The 23,614-nt window shown below is 72.2% G+C and carries 23 protein-coding genes; 10 read left to right on the forward strand and 13 right to left on the reverse strand.

The annotated features are described in order from the left end of the window. Position 1 precedes the first annotated feature (1 nt). Together ACFWBN_RS07935 and ACFWBN_RS07940 are read right to left on the reverse strand one after the other, a co-directional pair. Positions 2-1,033, reverse strand: coding sequence for an ABC transporter permease (locus tag ACFWBN_RS07935; protein ID WP_385172258.1), 1,032 nt, complete (start codon positions 1,031-1,033; stop codon positions 2-4). Then, a complete protein-coding gene (locus tag ACFWBN_RS07940; RefSeq protein ID WP_385172260.1) occupies positions 1,030-2,010 on the reverse strand; it encodes a substrate-binding domain-containing protein in 981 nt (326 codons plus the stop codon). The genes ACFWBN_RS07935 and ACFWBN_RS07940 overlap by 4 nt, the downstream gene beginning before the upstream one ends. Before the next feature lie 229 nt (positions 2,011-2,239). Between ACFWBN_RS07940 and ACFWBN_RS07945 the strand changes: the two genes are divergently transcribed. Continuing rightward, on the forward strand, positions 2,240-3,244 hold the full coding sequence (locus ACFWBN_RS07945; RefSeq protein WP_385172263.1) for a Gfo/Idh/MocA family oxidoreductase: 1,005 nt from the start codon (positions 2,240-2,242) through the stop codon (positions 3,242-3,244). An 18-nt stretch (positions 3,245-3,262) separates the two neighbouring features. Here ACFWBN_RS07945 and ACFWBN_RS07950 read toward each other — a convergent pair whose 3' ends face one another. Together ACFWBN_RS07950 and ACFWBN_RS07955 are read right to left on the reverse strand one after the other, a co-directional pair. Beyond that, on the reverse strand, positions 3,263-4,456 hold the full coding sequence (locus tag ACFWBN_RS07950; protein WP_385172266.1) for a cytochrome P450: 1,194 nt from the start codon (positions 4,454-4,456) through the stop codon (positions 3,263-3,265). 53 nt (positions 4,457-4,509) lie between these two features. Next, the gene (locus ACFWBN_RS07955; RefSeq protein ID WP_385172268.1) at positions 4,510-5,418 is read right to left on the reverse strand and encodes a DMT family transporter; all 909 of its coding nucleotides are present in this window, start codon (positions 5,416-5,418) and stop codon (positions 4,510-4,512) included. Positions 5,419-5,555: 137 nt separating this feature from the next. On the opposite strand from ACFWBN_RS07955, the gene ACFWBN_RS07960 reads away from it, so the two are divergent. Then, positions 5,556-5,936, forward strand: a complete 381-nt coding sequence (locus tag ACFWBN_RS07960; protein ID WP_385172271.1) for a hypothetical protein — start codon at positions 5,556-5,558, stop codon at positions 5,934-5,936. A gap of 5 nt (positions 5,937-5,941) precedes the next feature. Here the strand turns inward: ACFWBN_RS07960 and ACFWBN_RS07965 are convergent, their stop codons facing one another. The 4 genes from ACFWBN_RS07965 to allB form a co-directional block, all read right to left on the reverse strand. Continuing rightward, a complete protein-coding gene (locus ACFWBN_RS07965; RefSeq protein WP_385172273.1) occupies positions 5,942-6,559 on the reverse strand; it encodes a dihydrofolate reductase family protein in 618 nt (205 codons plus the stop codon). 78 nt (positions 6,560-6,637) lie between these two features. Further along, positions 6,638-7,108: a pyridoxamine 5'-phosphate oxidase family protein gene (locus tag ACFWBN_RS07970; protein ID WP_385172276.1), complete on the reverse strand. Its 471-nt coding sequence runs from the start codon at positions 7,106-7,108 to the stop codon at positions 6,638-6,640. 196 nt (positions 7,109-7,304) lie between these two features. Beyond that, positions 7,305-8,423: an allantoicase gene (gene alc, locus ACFWBN_RS07975; protein WP_385172278.1), complete on the reverse strand. Its 1,119-nt coding sequence runs from the start codon at positions 8,421-8,423 to the stop codon at positions 7,305-7,307. Positions 8,424-8,425: 2 nt separating this feature from the next. Further along, a complete protein-coding gene (gene allB / locus ACFWBN_RS07980) occupies positions 8,426-9,760 on the reverse strand; it encodes an allantoinase AllB (protein WP_385172425.1) in 1,335 nt (444 codons plus the stop codon). A 336-nt stretch (positions 9,761-10,096) separates the two neighbouring features. Here allB and ACFWBN_RS07985 point away from each other — a divergent pair, with 336 nt between their 5' ends. Further along, positions 10,097-10,900, forward strand: coding sequence for an IclR family transcriptional regulator (locus ACFWBN_RS07985; protein ID WP_385172281.1), 804 nt, complete (start codon positions 10,097-10,099; stop codon positions 10,898-10,900). 92 nt (positions 10,901-10,992) lie between these two features. Here the strand turns inward: ACFWBN_RS07985 and ACFWBN_RS07990 are convergent, their stop codons facing one another. After that, positions 10,993-11,691: an ABC transporter ATP-binding protein gene (locus ACFWBN_RS07990; protein ID WP_385172284.1), complete on the reverse strand. Its 699-nt coding sequence runs from the start codon at positions 11,689-11,691 to the stop codon at positions 10,993-10,995. Beyond that, positions 11,688-12,782, reverse strand: a complete 1,095-nt coding sequence (locus tag ACFWBN_RS07995) for an ABC transporter permease (protein WP_385172287.1) — start codon at positions 12,780-12,782, stop codon at positions 11,688-11,690. The genes ACFWBN_RS07990 and ACFWBN_RS07995 overlap by 4 nt, the downstream gene beginning before the upstream one ends. Before the next feature lie 134 nt (positions 12,783-12,916). Between ACFWBN_RS07995 and ACFWBN_RS08000 the strand changes: the two genes are divergently transcribed. Together ACFWBN_RS08000 and ACFWBN_RS08005 are read left to right on the forward strand one after the other, a co-directional pair. Further along, positions 12,917-14,290 (forward strand): sensor histidine kinase, encoded by a 1,374-nt coding sequence (locus ACFWBN_RS08000; RefSeq protein WP_385172290.1) that lies wholly within the window; start codon positions 12,917-12,919, stop codon positions 14,288-14,290. Further along, positions 14,287-14,916: a response regulator gene (locus ACFWBN_RS08005; protein WP_385172293.1), complete on the forward strand. Its 630-nt coding sequence runs from the start codon at positions 14,287-14,289 to the stop codon at positions 14,914-14,916. Before ACFWBN_RS08000 ends, ACFWBN_RS08005 begins: the two co-directional genes overlap by 4 nt. Positions 14,917-14,960: 44 nt before the next feature. Here the strand turns inward: ACFWBN_RS08005 and ACFWBN_RS08010 are convergent, their stop codons facing one another. Next, positions 14,961-16,448 (reverse strand): PLP-dependent aminotransferase family protein, encoded by a 1,488-nt coding sequence (locus ACFWBN_RS08010; protein WP_385172296.1) that lies wholly within the window; start codon positions 16,446-16,448, stop codon positions 14,961-14,963. 88 nt (positions 16,449-16,536) lie between these two features. Here ACFWBN_RS08010 and ACFWBN_RS08015 point away from each other — a divergent pair, with 88 nt between their 5' ends. The 5 genes from ACFWBN_RS08015 (at position 16,537) to ACFWBN_RS08035 (ending at position 22,123) form a co-directional block, all read left to right on the forward strand. Beyond that, the gene (locus tag ACFWBN_RS08015) at positions 16,537-16,821 is read left to right on the forward strand and encodes a hypothetical protein (protein WP_385172300.1); all 285 of its coding nucleotides are present in this window, start codon (positions 16,537-16,539) and stop codon (positions 16,819-16,821) included. After that, positions 16,818-17,399 (forward strand): NTP transferase domain-containing protein, encoded by a 582-nt coding sequence (locus tag ACFWBN_RS08020; protein WP_385172303.1) that lies wholly within the window; start codon positions 16,818-16,820, stop codon positions 17,397-17,399. The genes ACFWBN_RS08015 and ACFWBN_RS08020 overlap by 4 nt, the downstream gene beginning before the upstream one ends. Positions 17,400-17,651: 252 nt before the next feature. Then, a complete protein-coding gene (gene aceB, locus ACFWBN_RS08025; RefSeq protein WP_385172305.1) occupies positions 17,652-19,271 on the forward strand; it encodes a malate synthase A in 1,620 nt (539 codons plus the stop codon). 639 nt (positions 19,272-19,910) lie between these two features. Next, positions 19,911-21,101: a GDSL-type esterase/lipase family protein gene (locus tag ACFWBN_RS08030; RefSeq protein WP_385172307.1), complete on the forward strand. Its 1,191-nt coding sequence runs from the start codon at positions 19,911-19,913 to the stop codon at positions 21,099-21,101. 62 nt (positions 21,102-21,163) lie between these two features. After that, positions 21,164-22,123, forward strand: coding sequence for an MTH938/NDUFAF3 family protein (locus tag ACFWBN_RS08035; protein ID WP_385172309.1), 960 nt, complete (start codon positions 21,164-21,166; stop codon positions 22,121-22,123). Positions 22,124-22,577: 454 nt separating this feature from the next. Here the strand turns inward: ACFWBN_RS08035 and ACFWBN_RS08040 are convergent, their stop codons facing one another. Next, positions 22,578-22,892: a hypothetical protein gene (locus tag ACFWBN_RS08040; RefSeq protein ID WP_385172312.1), complete on the reverse strand. Its 315-nt coding sequence runs from the start codon at positions 22,890-22,892 to the stop codon at positions 22,578-22,580. A 2-nt stretch (positions 22,893-22,894) separates the two neighbouring features. Continuing rightward, positions 22,895-23,389, reverse strand: coding sequence for a hypothetical protein (locus ACFWBN_RS08045; RefSeq protein ID WP_385172315.1), 495 nt, complete (start codon positions 23,387-23,389; stop codon positions 22,895-22,897). Between the last annotated feature and the right edge of the window lie 225 nt (positions 23,390-23,614).

A 23,614-nucleotide genomic window follows, 5' to 3' on the forward strand; every position in this document is an offset into this window, starting at 1 on the left:
GTCACTTCGCCTCCGCCCGCTTGCGGACCCATGCGTTGAGCAGCGTCGCGAGCAGCAGCATCGCGCCGAGGAAGAACTTGAACCAGTCCGGGTTCCACTGGGCGTAGACGATGCCGTTGCTGGTCATGCCGAAGATGAAGGCGCCGACCGCCGAGCCGATGGCGGAGCCGTAGCCGCCGGTCATCAGACAGCCGCCGATGACGGCCGCGATGATGTAGAGGAACTCGTTGCCGACGCCCTCGCCCGACTGGACCACGTCGAACGAGAAGAGGATGTGCTGTCCGGAGATCCAGGCGCACAGGGCCACGCCCATGTACAGGCCGATACGGGTCTTCACGACGGGCACGCCGGTCGCGCGGGCCGCGTCGGCCCCGCCGCCCACGGCGAAGATCCAGTTCCCGGCGCGGGTGCGCAGCAGGATCCAGGTGGCCACGGCGACCAGGGCCAGCCACCACAGGATGGTCACCTTCAGGGTGACCGAGCCGATGTTCCACTGCGAGGCGAAGAGGGCGCGCGCGGAGCTGAAGCCCTCCATGTCGGCGATGCTCTTGGTGGAGACGGAGCCGCTGATCAGCTTGGTGAAGCCGAGGTTCAGGCCGGTCAGCATCAGGAAGGTGCCGAGCGTGATGATGAAGCTCGGCAGCTTGGTGCGGGTCAGCATGAAGCCGTTGAAGAAGCCGACGGCCAGGGTGACCAGCAGGGAGACGAGGACGCCGACCCAGACGTTGGCGGTCATCTGGTAGCTGAACATCGAGCTGAACAGCGCCGAGGTGGTGACCATGACGCCGGCGGAGAGGTCGAACTCGCCGCCGATCATCAACAGGGCCACCGGGACGGCCATGATCCCGATGGTGGAGGCCGAGTAGAGGATCGTGCTGAGGCTGGAGGCCCGCAGGAAGCTGTCGGCGGCGAAGGAGAAGAAGACGAAGACGGCGGCGGCGCCGACGACCGCGCCGAGCTCGGGGCGGCCCAGCAGCTTGCGGACGACGGAGGTGGGCGCCAGCCGTTCGTCGGCGGCGGTGGCCGTGCTCATCGGCTGCCCCGCTTGATGAACTCTTCCAGCTTGGCGGCCTCGGCGCCGGTGACGATCTGCGGTCCGGTGAGGACCGGGCGGCCGCCGCCGAGCACGTCCGCGTTGTAGCGGTAGAGCCAGAGCAGGTCGATGGCCTCGTAGCCCTGGAGGTAGGGCTGCTGGTCGACGGCGAAGCCGAGGGCGCCGGACTTCAGGTCACGGGCGACGGACTCGTTGAGGTCGAAGGTGTCCACCTCGGCCTTGCTCGCGGCCGCGTCCTTGGCCTTGATCGCGGTCGGGGCGAAGGGCGCGCCGAGGGTGAGGATCGCGTCGACGGAGGGGTCCGCCTGGAGCTTGGCCTGGATGGCCGCCTGGACGGAGGGCATGTTGGTGCCCTCGACGTACAGGTTCTCCATCGTTCCGCTGAAGGTCTTCTTGGCCCCCGCGCAGCGCTGCTCGTGGCCGACGTTGCCCTGCTCGTGCAGGACGCAGACGGCCTTCTTGCGGCCGCGCCTGCTCAGCTCGGTGCCGACCGCCTCGCCCGCGATCTGCTCGTCCTGGCCGATGTGGGTCAGCGCCCCGTACTCGGCGGACTGGGCGGATCCGGAGTTGACCGTGACCACCGGGATGCCGGCCTTGACGGCCTTGGCGATGACGTCCTTGAGGGCCTCCGGCTTGGCGAGGCTGACGACGATCCCGTCGACCTTCTGGTCGATGGCGTTCTGCACGAACTGCGCCTGCTGCTGAGCCTGGTCGTCGTGGGAGTAGACGAAGTTGATGTTGTCCTTCGCCGCGGCCTCCTTGGCGCCCTTCTGGACGATGTCCCAGAAGGTGTCGCCATCGCCCGCGTGGGTGACCATCGCGAAGGTCCAGCGCGGGGTGGAGACGGCGGGCCGGCCCTGCGCCTCGGCCTTGGCCCGCTCCTCGGCGCGCTTGCCGCCCGTACTGCTGCAGCCCGCGAGCGAGGCCCCCAGTACCGCCGCGAGCACGGCGCCCACGACCCGTACCCCTGTCCGAACCCTAGCCACGTCGCCGCGCCCTTCCCTCGTCCGTCTCGTCCGTCGTCGTCTGCCGTCGGCCGGTCGCCATCGTCCGGCCGTCACCATTCGGTCATTCCGGTTCCATCCGGTTCCAGCCGCCCAGTATCCGCCACAGTGGACCATGAGGGGTCATCGGGGCGTGTGCGGGCGGATTGACAGGTCCCCCGTACGGGGTCACGTTGAGTGCATGCGCATCGGGCTCATCGGAACGGGCCGGATCGGCTCCTTCCACGCGGCGGCGCTGGCCCGCCACCCGGATGCGGGCTCGCTCCTGCTCGCGGACGCCGATCCCGCGCGGGCGGCACGCCTCGCCGACCGGCTCGGGGCCACCGCCGCGCCCTCCGTGGAGCAGGTCTTCACCTGGGGCGTGGACGCGGTGGTCGTGGCCTGCGCGACCGAGGGGCACGCGGAGCTGGTCGTACGGGCCGTGCGCGGCGGGCTGCCGGTGTTCTGCGAGAAGCCGGTGGCCCCGGATCTGGCCCGCTCCCTGGCCGTGCTGCGCGAGGTGGAGGCCGGCGGCGGGCTGCTGCAGGTGGGTTTCATGCGCCGCTTCGACGCGGGCTACCGCACGGCCCGCGAGCTGGTCCGTTCGGGCACGCTGGGCCGGCTGCACACCGTACGGACGATGACGGCCGATCCGGCGCCGCCGACCGCGGAGTACCTGGCGACCTCGGGCGGGCTGTACCGGGACTGCCTGGTGCACGACTTCGACATGGTGCGCTGGGTGACCGGTCACGAGGTGGCGGAGGTGTACGCGGCCGGGTCGGACGCCGGTCCTGCGCGGTTCCGGGAGACGGGCGACATCGACACGGCCGCGGCCGTGCTGACCCTGGACGACGGGACCCTGGTCACGGCGACCGGCACCCGGTGCAACGGCGCCGGCTACGACGTGCGGATGGAGCTGGCCGGCGAGCTGGACCAGGTCTCCGCCGGGCTGGACGACCGGACGCCGATCGCCTCGACGGAACCGCACGGCCCGCCCCCGGCGAGCAAGCCGTGGACGGGGTTCCTGGAGCGGTTCGCCCCGGCGTACGAGGCGGAGCTGGCGGCCTTCGTCCGCCTGGTGCGCGGCGAGGGCCCCAACCCCTGCGACGGCCGTGAGGCGCTCGCCGCGCTGCGGATCGCGGAGGCGTGCGAGCTGTCGCGGCGCGAGCGGCGGCGGGTCCGGTTGGAGGAGCTGCCGGCTCCGTGAGCATGTGGTCACCTACGGCTACCAGCGGACCGGCAGCCGCTTCACACCCCGGATGAGGGCGCCGGGGATCCACTCGCGCGGCCCGGCGGCGGGTTCCGTGTCCTCGGCCAGGTCGGGGAAGCGTTCCAGCAGGGCCCGGACCGCGATGCGGCCCTCCATCCGGGCGAGCGGGGCGCCGAGGCAGAAGTGGATGCCGTGGCCGAAAGCCATGTGGCTCTGGCCGGTGCGGCGGATGTCGAAGACATCGGGCCTCGGGAAGCGCGCCGGGTCGCGGTCGGCCGCGGCGAGGGCGACGAGGACGGCGGATCCCTCCTCGATGAAGGTGCCGCCGATCTCCAGGTCCGCGCTCGCGAAGCGGAAGGTGGCGCTCTCCAGGGGGCCGTCGTAGCGGAGCATCTCCTCCACGGCGCCGTCGATCAGCCCGTCCGGATCGGCGCGCAGGGCCGCGAGCTGGTCGGGATGGGCGAGCAGGGCCCGTACGCCGTTGCCGATCAGGTTCACGGTGGTCTCGTGGCCCGCGACCAGCAGCAGGAAGGCCATGCCGACCAGCTCCTCGGGGGACAGCCGGTCGCCGTCCTCGTCGCGGGTCCGGATCAGGGCGCTGAGCAGGTCCTCGCCGGGGGTGGCGCGCTTGGCGTCGGTGAGCTCGGCGAGGTAGCCGGACATGGCGCGCAGGGCGGCGGTCTCGGCCTCCTTGCCGGTGGGCGCGACGATCTCGGTGGACCACCGGCGGAAGCGGCCGCGTTCGAGGTCGGGGACGCCGAGGAGTTCGCAGATGACGGTCATCGGCAGCGGCACGGCGAAGGCGGAGAGGAGATCGGCGCGCCGGCCCGGGGCGGCGGCCATCGCGTCGAGCAGCTCGTCGGTGACCTGCCGGACGCGCGGCCGCAGGGCCTCGACCCGGCGGGAGGTGAACTCGCGGGCCACCAGCCGGCGCAGCCGGGTGTGGTGGGGCGGATCGGAGCGGAGCATGTTGGTGCTGAGGGTGGTGGTGGTGCGGTCGGCGTAGAGGCCGGCGGTCTGCCAGTTCTTCGACACGTCGGGGTGGGCGAGGGCCTGCCGGGCCTCGTCGTGGCCGACGATCAGCCAGATCTCTTCCCCGTCGGCCGTCTTGACGCGGTGGACGGGGCCGCTCTCCCGTAAGCGTGCGTAGTGCGGGTACGGGTCCTCGTTGAAGCCGTCGGCTAAGTTGCTGATGTCCAGAACTGGCATGGGGGCCAGCGTAGGCCCGCCGTTGACCATGGACAGGGACCCGTTTCGGACAATCAGGCGGCGGCGCGACGACCCCACGCGGTGCCGGCCAGCACGAGGGCCGCGCCCGCGAGGCCGAGGGCTCCGAGGTGCTCGCCGCCGATGGCGATGCCGGCGGCGGCCGCCCACAGGGGCTCGGTGCCGAGCAGCAGGCTGACGCGGGAGGGCGAGGTCCGGCGTACGGCCCACATCTGCACGAAGAAGGCGAAGAGCGTGCAGAAGACCGACAGGAAGGCCAGCCCGGCCCACTGGCCCGCCCCGAAGTCGGCGGCGGCCGCCCAGGGGCTGTCCCCGGTCCCGGGCACGGCGGCCAGCACGGCGAACACGAGGACGGCGCTGCCCAGCTGCACGGTGGTCAGGGACAGCGAGTCGGCGTCCTGGACGGCCTTGATGCGCGACATCAGCAGCACGTGCAGGGTGCGGGCGAGGGCGGCGCAGAGGATGAGCAGGTCCCCGAGGCTGGGCGCGGTGAACCCTCCCCCCTGGGTCAGCAGCACGACACCCGCGACGGATACGGCGGCGGCACCGAGGAAGGCACCGGACGGCGCCTCGCGCCGTACGGCGGCCTCGGCCAGCGGCGTGAAGATCATCGTCAGGCTGATGATCAGCCCGGCGTTGGTGGCGGAGGTCTGCACCACCCCGTAGGTCTCCAGCAGGAAGATCCCGCCGAGCACGAGGCCCAGCACCGCGGCCCCGCGCAGCTGTGCGGCGCTCAGCGCCCGCAGCCGCGCCCACCCGGCGACGACGAGCACGGGCAGCACCAGGGCGAACCGCAACACGAGCACGGCGACGACGGTGTGCGTGGCGGTGATGCCCTTGGCGGCGAGATAGCTGCCGCCCCAGACGACGGCGACGGCCAGCACGGGCAGGTCGGCGAGCCAGGTCCGGCGGGGAGCGGCGAGGGCGGGCGAGATGACGGTCACCGGTGTGTCTCCAACGGGGCTGTGTACGGGGGTGGAGACTTCGGCGGCTCACACGGATGCGCGCCACGCTATCGCAGCCGATCTTGCCGGTCGACCCCATTCCGAACCGCCCCCGACGGCCCCGTAGCATCAGCCACATGGCTGATCTCTACGCCCTGGACCTCGCCTTCGACCTCGTCGAGGGCACGCCGGAGGCCGTCCTCGCGGAGGTACGGCGCCAGCTCGCGCCGGCCGCCGAGGACGGCGCCCTCCTCTCGGCCCGCGGCCCGGCGTGGCGCGTCGGGGGCGTGCTCGTCGGGGAATTCGAGCAGGGCGACCACGGCCGCTGGGCCCTGACCGCCCGCCAGGAGATCCACGAGGAACAGCTCCCCGAGCTGGAGGACTTCCTCATGCTGGTCGCCCCCTGCATCCGCCCGCCGGGCCCGGTCGGCCGGATCCGCCACTACGAGCACGAATCCCCGGACCTGCTCGTCCTGCGCGAGGGCCGCGTGGTCCAGCTGGCCCTGGACCCCCGCTAGTCCCTTCACCTGATGAACGAGCCGAAGGTGGCCCGCCCCTTCGGCCGGTAGGTGTGGATGGCCGTCCCGGCCGACGTCGTCCGGGAGCCGGTCAGCTCGAAGGCGGTCGGCAGCCCGCCGGTGGGGAACAGCCGCCGTCCGGCCCCCAGGAACACGGGGAAGACCAGCAGGTTGATCTCGTCCACGAGATCCCGGGCCAGCAGCCACTGCGCGAGCGCGCCGCTGCCGTGCACCTGCAGCTCGCCCTCCATGCCGTCCTTCACCCGCATGATCTCGCTCTGCAGCTGCTCCCCGTCGAGCACGGTGACCGGACCCCAGGCCGGCTCCTTGAGCGTGGTAGAGGCCACGTACTTCGGCAGCCGGTTCAGGTTGCCTGCGATCGGGTCGGCGGGGTCGTCGTGCTGCGGCCAGTACGCCGCGAAGATCTCGTACGTCCGCCGCCCGAGCAGGAACGCCTCGGTCCTCGTGAAGACCTCGGTGACGAACTCGTTCATCCCCTCGTCGGCGAACGGGACGAGCCACCCGCCGTACTCGAACCCGCTGCTGCGGTCCTCGTCCGGTCCCCCGGGCGCCTGCATCACGCCGTCGAGGGTCACAAAGGTGGTGAGGGTCAGCTTGCCCATGGCTCCGCGCTCCTAGCTCGATGGTCCCTACGCGGATCAAGACTCCCGGACCCCGCAGAACTCATCGCCGCGCCACGCTCACGCGCGGAGCCAGCTGCCGTCCGTCATCAGCTGCCGGTCCGCCAGCTCGTTGACCTCCCGCCACGCCTGGATCCACACCGGCGTGATCCGGAAGTACGGGTAGGGCGTGGCGAAGCCGCCCGGGTCGAAGCCCGTGTGGGCCGCGAACGCCTCCCGTACGGCCGGCGCGAGGTCGCCCGACTCCACGGTCGTCGCGGTGCCCTCCACCAGGACCACGTCGCGGGTGGCGCCGAAGGCGAGGCGGACCCGGCCGTTCGCGATCAGGTTGCGGGCCGTGGGCAGGGTGCGGCGGGTCGAGACGAGGAAGGTCTCGCCGTCCCACAGGAAGGAGAGCGGGACCAGGCACGGGACGCCGTCGGCGTCGGCGGTGGAGACCCACACGTCGACGTCGCGCTCGAAGCGGGCGAGGGTGTCCTTGAGGCGCTCCTCGTGCGGGCGCGGTGCCGCCGGGGTGGTCTGCTCCGTCATGCGGGCGGGCTCCTGTCCTGTCCGTACCGGCTCTCCGGCGGAGCCGCTCCCGCCCACCTTGCCCCACCCGTACGGGAATTCGTACGGAGATCGTACGGAGACGTGCCGAAGGGGCGCGCCGCCGAAGCGGTGCGCCCCTTCGGGCCGTGCGCGCCCCGGGGGTGTCGGCCCCCGGGGCAGTCGGCGGTGGACGGCGTCAGCCGCCCAGCTCCTGGTGACGGGCGGTCAGCGCGGCCGCGCCGGCCTCCGTCAGGGAGCCGTACAGGCGCAGGCGGGAGAAGCCGCCGTCCGGGAAGATGTCGATCCGGACGTGCGTGCCGACCGCCGGGGCGTCCAGCACGAAGCGGTGGTTGGTGTCGGGCTGCAGGCGGGTGCGCGGCAGGAACTCGGTCCACTCGCCCTCCTCGCCCGTCTTGATCGAGAGGGAGGCCCAGCCCGCGGAGTTGCCCTTCAGGTACGCCGTGTCGATCTCGACGGCGCGGATCGCGGACTCGGTGACGAGCTGGTAGCGGATCCAGTCGTTGCCGTTGTCACGGCGACGGGCGGTCTCCCAGCCGTCGTCCATCTTGCGGGAGCGGCCCGGGTTGATGGTGTTGGTCGGCGGGGAGTAGAAGCGGTTGGAGGCGTCCTGGACGGAGCCGCCGTTCTCCAGGGCCACCACGTCGAAGGAGCCGAGCGCGTCGAGCCACTTCGGGTCCGGCAGGACCTCGCCGTAGACGCGCAGGCGGGCGATGCCGCCGTCGGGGTGCTGGTTGACGCGCAGGTGCGTGAAGCGCTGCTCGACGTTCACCTCGAAGCCGTTGGCCGCGTGGCCGCCGACCGGGGTGCGCGCGACCAGGGTCGTCCACTTGATGTCGTCGCCCAGCAGCTCCTCCGGGGTCGGCGCGAGGGCGCCGTCCCAGTTGGTGCCCTCGATGGAGACGGCCTGCGGCATGTTGCCGCGGAAGTGGGCGGTGTCGACGACGATGCCGCGGATGACGCCGGGGGCGCCCAGGCGCACCAGCGCCCAGTCGTGGTCATCGGCGGTCGGCCAGGGCTGGGTGGCGGAGACGCCGCGGCGGCGGCGGGTCTCCCAGCCGTCCATGATCTTGCCCTTGTGGCCGAAGTGCTCGGGGTCGAAGTGGCCGGCCTCGGCGACGAGGAGGTTCTCGCGCTGGGCGAAGAACTCGTCGTTGGCGGCGATGACACCGGCGCCCAGCTCACGGGCGGCGAGGTTCGCGTACTGGGTGAACGGGAAGTCCGCGGTGCGGTAGTCCGCGTACGGGTCGCCGCCTCCGTACGGGTTCGCGTTGCCGGTGAAGGAGGGAATCGCCACTGTCAGTTCTGCCTTTCAAGGAGGAGGCCCGTGGGCTCGGTCGGGGTGCCGTGGTCGGCGATCTGCGTGCCGCGCAGCCAGGTGGACTTCACGACGCCGTGCAGGGTCTTGCCCGCGTACGCCGTGACCTGGTTGCGGTGGTGGAGCTCGGCCGGGTCCACAGTGAACGTTTCTTCAGGCGCCAGGACGGCGAAGTCGGCGTCGCGGCCCACCTCGATCGCGCCCTTCTGCGCCAGGCCGGCGAGGGCTGCCGGGGCGGTGGACATCCACCGGGCGACCTCTTCGAGGCCGCGGCCGCGCCGGCGCGCCTCGGTCCAGATCGCCGGGAGGCCCAGCTGGAGGGAGGAGATGCCGCCCCACGCGGTGGCGAAGTCGCCGGTCTTCAGGTCCGCCGTGGAGGGCGAGTGGTCCGAGACGATGCAGTCGATGGTGCCGTCGGCGAGCGCGTCCCACAGGATGTCCTGGTTGGCGGCCTCGCGGATGGGCGGGCAGCACTTGAACTCGGTGGCGCCGTCCGGGACTTCCTCGGCCGTGAGGGTGAGGAAGTGCGGGCAGGACTCGACGGTGATCTTGACGCCCTCAGCCTTGGCGGCGGCGATCAGCGGCAGCGCGTCGGAGGACGACAGGTGCAGCACGTGGACGCGGGCGTTCAGCCGGCGGGCCTGGTCGATCAGGTTCTGGATCGCGGTGTTCTCGGCGTCCTTGGGGCGGGAGGCCAGGAAGTCCGCGTACTTCGGGCCCGGGTTCTGCGGGGCCGACTCCAGGTGGTGCGGGTCCTCGGCGTGCACGATCATCAGGCCGCCGAAGCCGGTGATCTCCGCGAGGGAGGCGGCGAGCTGGTCCTGGTCGAGCTCGGGGAACTCCTCGACGCCGGAGGGCGACAGGAAGCACTTGAAGCCGTAGACGCCGGCGTCGTGCAGCGGGCGCAGGTCCTTGACGTTGTCCGGCAGGGCGCCGCCCCAGAAGCCGACGTCCACGTGCGCCTTGGCACGGGCGACCTCCTGCTTGACGCGCAGGTTGTCGGTCGTGGTGGTGGGCGGCAGGGAGTTGAGCGGCATGTCGAGGATCGTGGTGATGCCTCCGGCCGCGGCGGCGCGGGTGGCCGTCCAGAAGCCTTCCCACTCGGTGCGGCCCGGGTCGTTCACGTGGACGTGGGTGTCGACCAGGCCGGGGAGCAGGACGTCGTCGCCGAAGTCCTCCAGCCGGGCTCCGGCCGGTACCTCGGCGTCGTGCGGCAGCACGGCCGTGATCTTCCCACCGGCGACGGCCACCGAGGCGGCACGCGTCCCCTCCGGGGTGATGACGCGTGTCGAGCGCAGTACCAGTTCCACAGCCACGTCGGCCACCGGAACCTCCCCATCTACTTCCACAGAGCGAAATTCAACGTTCTGTTGACGGAGTCTTCACCCCGATCCGGAGCCAGTCAAGAGCGCCCGGACGGACCACTGACACACCAGGACCGCAATTGGATGTTTCCACAGGATGGAATTAAGATTTCACTATCCAGAATGGAGCTACCACCACCGGGGGTCGGGCAGGTAACTTCCCGAGGACGTCCGCCACCCGGACAAACCGCCTCTGACCGGCGGGGACGGTGTCGCCCCGACTCTAGGGCCGCCGCCGACCGACCGGTAGGCTGCTTCCTTGCCTGCCAGCACCGAAAGGACCGCGCCGTGCCGACGTCCAGCGCCAGCACCACCGACGCTTCCGCCAAGCCCACCGCCGCCAGCGGTGGCGTCCAGTCCCTTGAGCGCGCCTTCGATCTGCTCGAACGCATGGCCGACGCCGGGGGCGAAGTCGGCCTCAGCGAGCTCTCCGCCGCCAGCGGTCTGCCGCTGCCGACCATCCACCGCCTCATGCGCACCCTCGTCGCCTGTGGCTACGTACGCCAGCAGCCCAACCGACGGTACTCCCTCGGCCCCCGTCTGATCCGCCTCGGCGAGTCCGCGTCGCGGCTGCTGGGTACCTGGGCGCGCCCCTACCTCGCCCGTCTGGTCGAGGAGACCGGCGAGACGGCGAACATGGCCCTGCTCGACGGCGACGAGATCGTCTACGTCGCCCAGGTGCCCTCCAAGCACTCCATGCGCATGTTCACCGAGGTCGGCCGCCGCGTGCTGCCGCACTCCACCGGCGTGGGCAAGGCGCTGCTCGCCTACACCCCCGCCGAGGAGGTACGGGCCCTGCTGGCCCGCACCGGCATGCCCGCGGCGACCGAGAAGACCATCACCACGCCCGAGGGCTTCCTCGACGCGCTGGAGCAGGTCCGCAAGGTGGGCTACGCGGTCGACGACAACGAGCAGGAGATAGGAGTCCGCTGCCTCGCCGTGTCGGTGCCGAATTCGCCGACCGCCGCCGCGATCTCCATCTCCGGCCCGGCGGGCCGCGTGACCGAGGCGGTGGCCGAGTCCTTCGTGCCGATCCTCCAGGGCGTCGCCGCCGAGCTGTCGGTGGCCCTGTCGAACCAGAACCCCGCCTGAGCGAAGCACGCAGCAGGCGTACGAAGGCCCCCGCGGCCCCTCCTGGAGAGGGACGGCGGGGGCCTTCGTACGGGCGGGAGCGGGCCCCGCGGTCAGGAGGCCGGGACCGCGTCCAGGTCCGGGCTCTGGGTCAGGCGGCCGTCGGCCATCGTCGCCGTGCGGTCCATCCGCTCCAGGTGGGCGTGGTCGTGGGTGACCAGCACCGTCGCGGTGGAGCGCTCGCGGGTCAGGGTGACCAGCAGGTCGAGCACGGCCGCGCCGCGCTCGTGGTCGAGGGCGCTGGTCGGCTCGTCGACCAGCAGCACGGCGGGCTCGTTCATCAGGGCGCGGGCGATGTTGATCCGCTGGCGCTGGCCGCCGGAGAGCTGGTGCGGCCGCCGGTCGGCCTTGTCCGCCAGCCCCACCGCGTCCAGCAGCTCCAGCGCGCGCCGGCGCAGCGCCTTGGAGGGGCGGCCGGAGAGGTGCGCCATGACCTGGAGCTGTTCGGCGGCGGTGAGCGAGGGCAGCAGGTTCGGCTGCTGGAAGACGATGCCGATCTTCTCCCGGCGCAGGGCCGACTTCTCCGCGGCGCCGAGCCCGGAAGTGTCCTGGCCCGCGACGACGACCCGGCCCGCATCCGGGGTGACCAGGGTGGCGGCCACCGCCAGCAGGCTGGACTTGCCGGAGCCGGAGGGGCCTATCACCGCCGTCAGCGTGCCCGCGGGCACCTCCAGGCCGACGGCGTCGAGCGCGGTGAGCCGGCCGTCGCCGTCCGGGTAGGTGAGCGTGACGTCGTGCACGAGGAGGGTCATCGGGCGCTCCCGAGGGCGGTCAGCGGGTCTACGGCGGTGATCCGCCGGATGGAGAGGGCCGCGCCCAGCGCGCCCAGCGCGATCATGATCGCGGCCGGTACGAGCACGGTGGCGGCGTCGAGGACGAAGGGCACGTTCCCGCCGCTGATCAGCGCACCGAAGCCGACGGCGAGCGCGGTACCGAGCCCGGTGCCGATGGCGAGCATGACCACGGCCTGGCCGAGGGCGTCCTTGAGTAGGTAGGGGGTGGAGGCACCCAGTGCCTTCAGGACGGCGATGTCCCCGCTGCGCTGGATCGTCCACACGGTGAAGAAGGCGCCTATCACCAGGGCCGAGATGGCGAAGAGGAAGCCGCGCATCAGCTGGAGCGAGCCGTTCTCCGCCTGGTACGAACCGATGGCGCCCAGCGCCTCGTCCACGGTCTGGGCCCTGGTGCCCGAGGCCTTGTCGGCGGCGGCGAGGTCCAGGCCGCCGCCGTCGGGCGCGGAAACGGCGACGACGGTGGCGAGGGTGTCGATGGAGGTGCCCGGGTTGCCGATGCGCTGCCAGTCGTTGAGGTCCATCCAGACGACCGGGGTGTGGCTGTAGGAGGCGGTGCCGGACACGGCGGCGACGGTCAGCTCCAGCGGGCCGATCTTGAGCTTGGCGCCGGCGGTGAGCCCGCCGAGCTCCTTGGCGGCCTTCTCGGTGAGGACCACCCGGCCCTGGGCGAGGCCGCGCTCGCGCGGGCCGAGCTTCCCGGCGGGGTCGACCCCGAAGACGGAGACGGCGGCGGTGCGCTCCCCCGAGGCGGCGTTGGTGGTGCGGATGCCGAGCGGTTCGGCGGACGTCACCCCCGGCCGGGCCCGCCAGGCCTGCCAGGCGGACTCGGGCACCTGGGAGTTGGTGAAGGACACCTTCTGGTCACCGGCCGGCGCGGCGAAGGCCAGGTGCGTGGCGGGCAGACCGGTGATGGCCGAGATGTTCTCCCGGGCCAGGCCGGAGGTGAGCCCGGACAGCAGGCCGACCAGCAGCGTGATGAGCAGTACGACCGAGCCCATGAGGGCGAACCGGCCCTTGGCGAACCGTAGATCTCTCCATGCGACGAACATGTTCCCCACCTTGGTCTTCCGCGTGGACACAAGGCATCGCGCCACGGTAGCGATCCTCGTATCGAAGGGCGCATCCGGACATCAAACTTTTGGTTGACCGGGGGCGGTCTGGGCCCACTTACGCTGGTCAGGCCATGACTGCTCCTGTACCCGCTCCCGCTGCCCCTCCCGCCCCTCACGCCCCGGACCCCTCCGCCGCCCGCGGTCCCGCCGCCTCCCGCGCCCTCACCCCCGTGTCGAAGGTGCTGCGGCTGTGCCTGCACGCGCTGCTGCTCGGGCTGCTCGTGCTCGCCGCCGGGCGGGCCGTCGCCGACTCCGCGCCCCGGGCCGGCTGGGTGGTCGCCGTGTGCGCCGTGCTGGCCGCCGTGTACGCGGGCGGCGTACGGGCCCCCGCGGTGCACGGCTCGCCGCGCGCCGGGGCGGTGTGGCTGGCCGGGCTCGGCGCGGCCTGGGCGGCGCTGCTGGTGGTCTCCCCCGACGGGCTGTGGATCGCCTTCCCGCTGTACTTCCTGGAGCTGCACCTGCTGCGGCTGCGCTGGGGGGTCGCGGCCGTCGCGGTGACCGCCTGCGCGGCGATCGGCGGGTTTGTAGGACACAACAGCCTCGCGCACAGCAGCGCGGTGTCCCCCGGGGCCTTCCTCGGGCCGCTGCTCGGCGGGGCCGTGGCGGTGGCGACCGTACTGGGCTACCAGGCGCTGTACCGCGAGAGCGAACGCCGCCGCGAGCTGATCGAGGAGCTCATCACGACGCGGGCCGAGCTGGCCGCCGCCGAGCGGGGCGCGGGGATCCTGGCCGAGCGGGAGCGGCTCGCCCGGGAGATCCACGACACCCTGGCGCAGGGCCTGTCCTCGATCCAGCTGCTGCTGCGGGCCGCCGAGCGGTCCCTCTCCGAGGAGCGCCCGGGAGCAGGGGCCGCCGGATCGGCGGCGTCCGCCGGCTCTTCCGCCGCAGCGCTCTCGCACATCGCCCGGGCCCGGGAGGCCGCCCAGGAGAACCTCGCCGAGGCGCGTCGGTTCGTACGGGCCCTCACGCCGCCGGACCTGGAGCACGGGTCGCTCGCCGGGGCGCTGGAGCGGCTGTGCTCCGGGGTGCCGGGGCCGCGGGTGCGGTTCTCGCTGAGCGGCAGCCCGCGGGTGCTGCCCACGCCCTACGAGGTCGCCCTGCTGCGGATCGCGCAGTCGGCGCTGGCCAATGTGGTGCGGCACGCGCGGGCCGGGCGCGCCGAGATCACCCTGACCTTCATGGACGCCTCGGTCACGCTGGACATCGTGGACGACGGGCACGGCTTTGAGCCCTCCTCGGCGGCGTCGGGCACGTCGGGCACGTCGGGCTCCGGCGACGGCGGCTTCGGCCTTCCGGCGATGCGCTCGCGCGCCGAGACCCTGGGCGGGCTGTTCACCGTGGAGTCCGCCCCCGGCCAGGGCACCGCCGTGGCCGTCACCCTGCCGCTGCCGCTGGAACCCCTGGAGTCCGTGGAGCCCGTGGAGCCCCTGGAGGCCCGACGATGACCATCCGCCTCCTCCTCGCCGACGACCACCCGGTGGTCCGGGCGGGGCTGCGCGCGGTGCTGGACACCGAGCCGGGCTTCGCGGTGGTCGCCGAGGCCGCGACCGCCGAACGGGCGGTGGAGCTGGCGGCCGCCGAGCCGGTGGACGTGGTGCTGATGGACCTGCAGTTCGGGCCCGGGATGCACGGCTCCGAGGCCACGGCGCTGATCACGGCCCGCGCGGGCGCCCCCAGGGTGCTGGTGCTGACCACCTACGACACGGACGCGGACATCCTGGCGGCGGTGGAGGCCGGCGCCTCGGGCTACCTGCTCAAGGACGCCCCGCCGGAGGAGCTGGCGGCGGCGGTACGGACGGCCGCGGCGGGCCAGTCGGCGCTGGCCCCGGCGGTGGCGCTGCGGCTGATGGACCGGATGCGGACCCCGGCGGAGGCGCTGACGAAGCGGGAGCTGGAGGTGCTGCAGCTGGTCGCGGACGGCCTGTCCAACCAGCAGATCTCCAAGAAGCTCTTCCTCAGCCAGGCCACGGTCAAGTCCCACCTGGTGCACATCTACGCGAAGCTCGGCGTCGACTCACGCACCTCCGCCGTCGCGGCCGCGGCCACCCGCCGCCTGATCCGCACCCCGTAGATCCGCGGACCCGTGGAGTCCGCCGACCCTGGGGGCCGGCCCCCTCAGGCCACCCAGTAGGGGCGCTCCACCGCCGGGGCCAGCGGGACCCCCTCGTGGAAGGCGCTCGCGAGGCGGCGTACGCCCTCGTCCAGGCGGTCGGCCGGGAGCGTGTAGGGGATCCGGAGCCGGTGTTCGAAGGTGCCCGGGTCCACCCCGAAGCGGGCCCCGCGGCCGATGTGCACGCCCGCGCCGGCGGCCCGCTCGGAGAGGGCGGAGCTCACCGGCTCGCCGAGGTCCACCCAGAGCGAGAGCCCGCCCGGCGGGAGCTGCCAGGACCATTCGGGGGTGTGCCGCTGGAGGGACCGTACGAGGGCTTCGCGCCGGCTCCGCAGCTGGGCGAGGCGCTCGGGCAGGGACCGCTCCAGGCTGTCCATGAGCGGGAGGGCGACCAGCTGGTCGAGGACCGAACCGGTCATGTCCGCCGAGACCCGTACGGCCGTCAGCTCGGTGATCATCTTCGCGGTGGCCCGGATCCAGCCCACCCGCAGGCCGCCCCAGTGCGTCTTGCTGAGCGAACCGATCGTGATCACGTGGTCGGCGCCGCCGCGCGGGGCGAGCGAGGCCAGCGGCGCGGGCGCGGGGACGTCCAGGGCGATGTCGGCGATGGTCTCGTCCACCACCAGCCAGGTGCCGGTGGCGCGGGTGGCCGCGAGCAGCCGCAGCCGCTGCTCCGGCGGCATCAGCGCGCCCGTCGGGTTGTGGAAGTCGGGGATCACGTACGCCAGCCTGGGCACCAGCTGGCGCAGCGTGGACTCGGCTATCTCCATGTCCCAGCCCGCGTCGGAGACGGCGATGGAGCCGGTGCGCACCCGCGCGTGGCGCAGGGCGTCGAGGGCGTTGGCGTAGGTGGGGTTCTCGGTGACGACCCGGTCCCCGGCCCGGCAGAGCAGGCCGACGACGAGGGCGAAGGCCTGCTGGGCGCCCGCGGTGACCAGGATCTGCTCGGGGCGGGTGGGGAGCCCGCGCCGGGTGAACCGGTCGGCGACGGCCGTACGCAGGTCGGGCAGGCCGAACGGGTGGTAGCCGGGGGTGCGGGCGAGTCGGGGCAGTCGGGGGGCCGCCCAGGCGAAGGCCTCGGCGAGGCTGCCCTCCGGGGCTCCCATGGCGGCGATGGCGAGGTCGATGCCGGGGTCGCCGTCGGCGCTGTAGCCGCCCGCGCCCAGCAGGAGGTGGGCTCCGACCGGCTGGTGGCCGTCGGGGAGCTCGGTCCAGGTGCCGGAGCCGCGCCGGCTGCGGACGTAGCCGCTCTCGCGCAGCAGGTCGTAGGCGCCGGTGACGGTGGCCCGGCTGGCGCCGACGGCCTCGGCGAGCTCGCGCTCGGCGGGCAGCCGGACGTGCAGGGCGATCCGGCCGTCGAGGATCAGCGTGCGGACGGCGTCGGCGAGTGCCCGGTAGCCGGGGCGGGCCAGTACCTCGGCGGGGAGCAGGGCCGCGAGCTGGCGGCTGCCGATGGTCCTGTCCGCCGTCTGGACCACTCGCCCGTTTGCCATGCCAACCTCCCCTGATTGGCTCTGCCGGCCAGGCCAATCGAGGACCAGACTCGCCGTATTGGCCCCCGATTGGCAAGGAGACGCCGAGATGTTGACCGACCGTGACGAACGTGCCCTGCTGGCCGCCGCCGAGAACCGGATCTCCGAGCCGCTGCGGATCGGGGTCGCGCTGGCCGCCGTACGGCGCAGGCTGACGCGGCGTCCGCCGGTCGCGGCCCAGGAGCGAGAATCGGTGACATGTCATCCCACACCGATCCGGACCGCTCGGCCGCTTCAGCCGCTTCAGCCGCTTCAGGCACTTCAGCCGCTTCAGCCGCTGGAACCGCCTCAGCCGCCCCAGCCGATTCAGGCCGGTCTCCCGACGCACCGGTGATCGCGGGCCTGCTCCTGGCGGCCGGCGGCGGCCGGCGCCTCGGCGGGCGGCCCAAGGCCCTGCTCCCGTACCGCGGCCGCCCGCTGGTCGAGAACGCCGTACGGGTGCTGCGCGAGGCCGGCTGCGGCCCGGTGCACGTGGTGCTCGGGGCCTCCGCCGCCGAGGTCCGGGAGCGGGCGGACCTGACCGGCTGTGTGGTCGTGGACAACCCGGAGTGGGCGGAGGGGATGGGTTCCTCCCTGCGGGTCGGCCTCGCCTCGCTGGCCGGTACGGAAGCCCGCGCGGCCCTGGTCTCGCTGGTGGACCAGCCGGGCATCGGGCCGGCGGCCGTGGCCCGGGTACGGGAGGCGTACCGCTCCCCCGCGAGCCTGGTGGCGGCGGCGTACGACGGGGAGCGCGGGCATCCGGTGCTGTTCGGCTCGGACCGGTGGGCGGACATCGCGGCGACGGCGACCGGCGACAAGGGCGCGCGCGTCCATCTCACCCGGCATGCGGGTGAGCTCGTACTGGTGGAGTGCGCGGACATCGCGGAGGCCTATGACATCGACACCCCGCCCGACCTGGCACGTCTCCTCTGAGCACCCTGTAACGGCGGTGGCACTGAGGGCCACCGAGGAGCGGAATCTGTCGACCCAGAGAATCTCGACATCAACAAACCATTGAACTTCCACCATGAGGAAATTACTATCCACTGGTCAGAAGCGCCCTGAACCCAAAGACGGCGCCCGCGACCGTATCCCGGAACTCTCCACACCCGACGGCACTGCGTGCCGTCTCGCGCGAGCATTCCCCCGCGGCCGCCAGGCACCGCCGCTGAAGGAGTGACAGATATGTCCGCACCAGCGCCGTCCCCGCTGGCCATCGTCGACGCCGAGCCCCTGCCCCGGCAGGACGAAGTCCTCACCGAAGCGGCCCTCGCCTTCGTGGCCGAGCTCCACCGGCGGTTCGCCCCCCGCCGCGCCGAGCTGCTGGCCCGCCGCGGCGAGCGCCGCGCCGAGATCGCCCGGACCTCCACCCTCGACTTCCTCCCGGACACCGCACAGGTCCGCGAGGGAGACTGGAAGGTGGCCCCGGCCCCGGCCGCGCTGAACGACCGCCGTGTGGAGATCACCGGTCCGACGGACCGCAAGATGACCATCAACGCCCTGAACTCGGGCGCCAAGGTCTGGCTCGCCGACTTCGAGGACGCTTCGGCTCCCACCTGGGAGAACGTCGTCCTCGGCCAGCTCAACCTCATCGACGCCTACGAGCGCCGCATCGACTTCACCGACGCCCGCACCGGCAAGGCGTACGCCCTGAAGCCCGCCGCGGAGCTGGCGACCGTCGTCATGCGCCCGCGCGGATGGCACCTCCAGGAGCGCCACCTGCAGTTCGAGGGCGCTCCGGCCTCGGGCTCGCTGGTCGACTTCGGCCTGTACTTCTTCCACAACGCGCAGCGCCTGATCGACCTCGGCAAGGGCCCGTACTTCTACCTGCCGAAGACGGAGTCGCACCTGGAGGCGCGCCTCTGGAACGAGATCTTCGTCTTCGCCCAGGACTACGTCGGCATCCCGCAGGGAACCGTCCGCGCGACGGTCCTGATCGAGACCATCACCGCCGCGTACGAGATGGAGGAGATCCTCTACGAGCTGCGCGACCACGCGGCCGGCCTGAACGCGGGCCGCTGGGACTACCTCTTCTCCATCGTCAAGAACTTCCGTGACGGCGGCGAGAAGTTCGTCCTGCCGGACCGCAACGCGGTGACGATGACGGCGCCCTTCATGCGCGCCTACACCGAACTGCTGGTCCGCACCTGCCACAAGCGCGGCGCGCACGCCATCGGCGGCATGGCGGCCTTCATCCCGTCCCGCAAGGACGCCGAGGTCAACAAGGTCGCCTTCGAGAAGGTCAAGGCCGACAAGGACCGCGAGGCGAACGACGGCTTCGACGGCTCCTGGGTCGCCCACCCCGACCTGGTCCCGATCGCGATGGCCTCCTTCGACGCGGTGCTCGGCGACAAGCCGAACCAGAAGGACCGCCTGCGCGAGGACGTCTCGGTGGCCCCGGGCGAGCTCATCGCGATCGACTCGCTGGACGCGAAGCCGACGTACGAGGGCCTGCGCAACGCCGTCCAGGTCGGCATCCGCTACATCGAGGCGTGGCTGCGCGGCCTCGGCGCCGTCGGCATCTTCGGCCTGATGGAGGACGCCGCCACCGCGGAGATCTCGCGCTCGCAGATCTGGCAGTGGATCAACGCCGGCGTCGTCTTCGAGAACGGCGAGCTCGCCACGGCCGAGCTGACCCGCAAGATCGCGGCGGAGGAACTGGCCGCCATCCGCGCCGAGGTCGGCGAGGAGGCCTTCGCGGCCGGCAAGTGGCAGCAGGCCCACGACCTCCTCCTCCAGGTCTCCCTGGACGCGGACTACGCGGACTTCCTGACGCTCCCGGCCTACGACCAGCTGGTCGGCTAGAACCCTGGATTCGGCTGAAACGCACAGCAGTCGAAAACAGCCGCCTCCGCCCCCGCCGCCTCACCGCGCCGGGGGCGGAGGCGTTTTCAGGCCAACGCCACCGCCGTCAGCCGGTCGACCACGTACGCCAAGTGCCGGCTGTGACCGGCCTGTATCCACTGGCCCGCATTCCCCGCACCCGGCGTACCGGAACCGGTGGCACAGGCATGCAGCGGGCGGTCCGGTCGGCCCGACCCGGCCCGGTGACCGGTCGGACCGAGGCGCCCGGCAACGGCGCCAGAGGCATTCCGCGACGGCGTCGGGCTCGCTCTCCAGGTGGCGGGCGTCGACCCAACCGGAGGCGGAACGCTGGGCGGCGACGATTCCGGCGGCCATCGCGGGCGCCGCCTAGGTTGCGCTTCTGTTCACAGCGCGAACGGGACTGGCCGGTACGGGAACAGCGTGATTCGGCCGCCTCCGACCCGGGGGCGAGCCGAACGACCGGTCGGTTGTTACTTGTTCGTAACTTGCCTGTACCTAGCGGTAACAAGTGGGCGCGTGTCACCTTTCCGATGCCACCGGCCGGCGGTACCCCCACTTTCCCAGCCATGCACCGGAGTTGTTCGCCGCTCCCGCATGGCCTACCGCAGGAGCTCCGTAGTGATCGGATTCCGCAACGCCAGCAAGGACCGGGCCCGCCGTCGTGTGCGACGACTGGGTGGGGCCGGAATGGTTCTGCCGCTCGCCGTCGGGGCGCTGTTGGCCGCCGGGGCCGGGACCTCCGCGGCCAGTCCCGGGGCCGGGCCCACCGCCGTGGTGTCCATGGGCGACAGCTACATATCCGGCGAAGCCGGACGCTGGAAGGGCAACAGCCTGACCAACACCGGCAACAGGAACGGGACCGACCGGGCCTGGGTGAGCGGCAACACCTACGATCCCGCCAAGGTGTACGGGACCACCGCGGGCGGGTGCCACCGCTCCGACTCCGCCGAGGTGATCAGCGCCGGGCCCATCGCCGAGAAGGCCGTGAACCTGGCCTGTTCCGGGGCGACCTCCGAGAACGTGTTCCGCGCCTCCAACGGCGGCGTCGCCTTCAAGGGCGAGGCCCCGCAGGCCGATCAGCTCGCCGCCGTCGCCGCGAGCCACAACGTCAAGGTCATCGCGCTGTCCATCGGCGGGAACGACCTCGGCTTCGCCGACATCATCAAGGAGTGCGCGTACGACTTCGTCATCTGGAACTCGTACTGCTACGACGACCAGCAGTACGGGGTCGACCAGAAGATCGACGCCGTCATGGCCAACGTCGGCAAGTCGGTGGACGAGGTGCGCGCCGTGATGCGCGGCGCCGGGTACGCCGACGCCTCCTACCGGATCGTGCTGCAGTCCTACCCGTCGCCGATCCCGCGCGGCACGGAGAACCGGTACACGCAGAGCGACTGGAGCCGGCTCAACACCGGCGGCTGCCCCTTCTGGAACCGGGACTCGGACTGGGCGCGGGACTCCCTCGTGCCGCAGATCGCGGGCCGGCTCAAGGGCGTCGCCGCCGCCAAGGGCGTGCAGTTCCTGGACCTGCGGGACATGATGCAGGGGCGCGAGGTGTGTGCGAAGGCCAGCAAGCAGGTCAGCTCCACCGTGCCCGCGTCGGCCCAGACGAGCGAGTGGGCGCGCTGGATCGACAACAACGAGACGCAGGGGCTGATCCAGGAGTCCATGCACCCGAACCACTTCGGGCAGCTGGCGGCCGGTCGCTGCCTGTCCCTGGCGGTCGCGCAGCCCGCGGCGTCCGCCGTCAGCTGCAAGAACACCGCCGGCGGGGACCAGACGGGCATGTTCCTGACGTCCGCGCCGTAGGCGCGGCCCTTCGCTCGAAAACCTGGTGATCGGGGCCGGTTCGGGCTGCCATGCTCGCGGGCATGGCAGCCCGAACCGCACGTCCCAGTCTCTACATCTCCGTCGACATCGAGGCCGACGGACCCATTCCCGGACCGTACTCGATGATCAGCTTCGGGGCCGCCGTCGCGGGCCGCCAGGACGGCGGCTCGTATACGGCCGCCGATCCGGAGGAACACACCTTCTACCGGGAGCTGCGGCCGATCAGCGACGCGTACGTGCCCGAGGCGCTCGCCGTGAGCGGGCTGGACCGCGACCGGCTGGTCCGGGAGGGCGCCGATCCCGCGGCGGCCATGGCCGATTTCCGGGCCTGGGTGCGGGAGGTCTCCGCCGGGGCGCAGCCCGTGATGTGCGGCTACCCGGCCTCCTTCGACTGGACCTTCCTGTACTGGTACTTGATGAGCTTCGGCGGCGACAGCCCCTTCGGCCACTCCGGATGCCTGGACATGAAGACCCTCTACGCGGTCAAGGCGCGGGTCCCGCTGCGCGCCGCCGTCAAGGGCCGGATGCCCCGCGAACTGCTCTCCCGCCGGCCGCATACGCACCACGCCCTCGACGACGCCGTCGAACAGGCCGAGCTGATGAGCAGCCTGATGCTGTGGACTCCCCCCGCGACGCCCGCCCGCTCTCCGCGCGTCACCCACCTCTCCTGGGGCCGGATCGAGGTCGAGGGGCTCGCGCCGGGCAAGGACTTCAAGCTGTACCCGGGCGGCGGCCGCGCCTGGGACTGGTCCGAGCACGGCACCCGGCACGAGCCGGGCATCCGGCCGGGCGAGGTGGGCGAGCTCCTCGGCCACGGGGCCACGGTGATCGTCCTCAGCGAGGGCCTGGAAGGGCGGCTGCGGACCATGCCGGAGACCCTGGAGCTCATCCGGAAGGCCGGAGCCGAGGTCCACGTCGCGGAGACCACCGCGGCGGTGGAGCTCTACAACCGCCTGGCCGAGACCGAAGCGGTCGCCGGCCTCTTCCACTCGACCTGCTGACCGCCACCGCCCGGCCGACCCCGGCGCACGGTTCCCGGGTCACGAGCCGGGCTCCGGCAGCAGGTCCCGCAGGGGCGTACGGGCGCCCTTGCGGCGTTGGACCACGGGCGCGGGCGTAGCCGGCCCGGGAGCGGGCCCACAGGTAGGCGGTGCCGTCCGGGTGATCCTCCTCGACCGGGACGGACGCCGGGTCCCGTAGCGCGCCCGCGCCCCGGATGTGCGCGAGGCAGGCCAGGCAGGTGTCCTCCCCCTCCCTGGGTTCATATCGCCTTGAACAGGCGTAATGGGTGATCGATCACCTTGTGGGGTCGTGTGGAACACGCAAATCCCACACGTCAAGTCGCGAGATGCAGGGACGTGTCCTCGTCGATCGGCCCGGGCTTACTTGATGAACGGGCCGATCGCGGTTCACGCACATCACCGGCACCGGCCGACGTAGCGCCGGAGCGGTGAATCACTCCCCTTCACGCACAAGGAGACTCCCATGCCCAAAACGTCCCTGACCAGCCGCTTCGTCCTGCTGGCAACGACTACCGCCCTGGCCGCCGGAGCCGCTGCACTGCCCACGAGCGCATTCGCCGCGACGCCCGAAACGACGACGGCGGCGGTCGGTCACGCCAACCTCGTCAATGACAAACACGGAGGAAACGACAGCCATAACGGAAACGGCAAGGGCGACAAGAAGAACAGGAACAACAGCAACAACAACAAGAACGGGAAGGGAAACCACAAGAAGTCGGGGAAGGGCAATAACCGGCACGGCGACCACGATCAGATTCCCGGGAAGAATCCGGGCCCGCTGCCGCCGAAATTCCCGCTGCCCCTACCCCCGGTACCGCCGCAGATCCCCGTCCCGATGCCTCCGGTCCCGGCACCGCCGAAGATCCCGGTACCCCTGCCCCCGATCCCGGCACCGCCCAAGATCCCGATCCCGCTCCCCCCGATCCCGGCACCGCCGAAGTTCCCCCTCCCGATCCCCCTGCCCCCGATTCCGAAGCCCCCCAAGTTCCCCATCCCCTTCCCGTTCCCGATCCCGGCACCGCCGAAGATCCCGATTCCCCTGCCCCCGATCCCGGCACCTCCCAAGCTCCCCGTCCCCTTCCCGTTCCCGATCCCGGCACCGCCGAAGATCCCGATCCCCCTGCCCCCGATCCCGGCACCCCCGAAGATCCCCATCCCGATCCCCCTGCCCCCCATCCCCAAGCCGCCCAAGCTCCCCATCCCGATCCCCCTGCCCCCGATCCCCAAGCCTCCGAAGCTCCCCATCCCCATCCCCCTGCCCCCGATCCCGTTCCCGTTCCCGCTGCCGTTCGAGCTGCCCTTCTGATCGCCACGGCGAGGGCTTGAGACCGGCCGCGAGATCATCGGCGGCACAACCAGGGCGGGCACCCGCGAGGGTGCCCGCCCCCGGCACGTCACCCCGGAAATACGGCACGGCGGTGGGGGGGGCGCCCCCCCCGGCAGGGGGGGGGGGGGCGGCGCGGGGGGGAG

Origin of the sequence: Streptomyces sp. NPDC059989 (assembly GCF_042736975.1) — a bacterium.
Classification (GTDB): Bacteria; Actinomycetota; Actinomycetes; order Streptomycetales; family Streptomycetaceae; genus Streptomyces.

Bases quoted from the DNA above. Each gene is read 5' to 3' on its own strand.
- ACFWBN_RS07935 (WP_385172258.1), bottom strand. From the start codon at position 1,033: ATGAGCACGGCCACCGCCGCCGACGAACGGCTGGCGCCCACCTCCGTC.
- ACFWBN_RS07945 (WP_385172263.1), top strand. From the start codon at position 2,240: ATGCGCATCGGGCTCATCGGAACGGGCCGGATCGGCTCCTTCCACGCG.
- ACFWBN_RS07950 (WP_385172266.1), bottom strand. From the start codon at position 4,456: ATGCCAGTTCTGGACATCAGCAACTTAGCCGACGGCTTCAACGAGGAC.
- ACFWBN_RS07960 (WP_385172271.1), top strand. From the start codon at position 5,556: ATGGCTGATCTCTACGCCCTGGACCTCGCCTTCGACCTCGTCGAGGGC.
- ACFWBN_RS07965 (WP_385172273.1), bottom strand. From the start codon at position 6,559: ATGGGCAAGCTGACCCTCACCACCTTTGTGACCCTCGACGGCGTGATG.
- ACFWBN_RS07970 (WP_385172276.1), bottom strand. From the start codon at position 7,108: ATGACGGAGCAGACCACCCCGGCGGCACCGCGCCCGCACGAGGAGCGC.
- ACFWBN_RS07990 (WP_385172284.1), bottom strand. From the start codon at position 11,691: ATGACCCTCCTCGTGCACGACGTCACGCTCACCTACCCGGACGGCGAC.
- ACFWBN_RS07995 (WP_385172287.1), bottom strand. From the start codon at position 12,782: ATGTTCGTCGCATGGAGAGATCTACGGTTCGCCAAGGGCCGGTTCGCC.
- ACFWBN_RS08000 (WP_385172290.1), top strand. From the start codon at position 12,917: ATGACTGCTCCTGTACCCGCTCCCGCTGCCCCTCCCGCCCCTCACGCC.
- ACFWBN_RS08005 (WP_385172293.1), top strand. From the start codon at position 14,287: ATGACCATCCGCCTCCTCCTCGCCGACGACCACCCGGTGGTCCGGGCG.
- ACFWBN_RS08010 (WP_385172296.1), bottom strand. From the start codon at position 16,448: ATGGCAAACGGGCGAGTGGTCCAGACGGCGGACAGGACCATCGGCAGC.
- ACFWBN_RS08015 (WP_385172300.1), top strand. From the start codon at position 16,537: ATGTTGACCGACCGTGACGAACGTGCCCTGCTGGCCGCCGCCGAGAAC.
- aceB (WP_385172305.1), top strand. From the start codon at position 17,652: ATGTCCGCACCAGCGCCGTCCCCGCTGGCCATCGTCGACGCCGAGCCC.
- ACFWBN_RS08035 (WP_385172309.1), top strand. From the start codon at position 21,164: ATGGCAGCCCGAACCGCACGTCCCAGTCTCTACATCTCCGTCGACATC.
- ACFWBN_RS08045 (WP_385172315.1), bottom strand. From the start codon at position 23,389: ATGGGGAGCTTCGGAGGCTTGGGGATCGGGGGCAGGGGGATCGGGATG.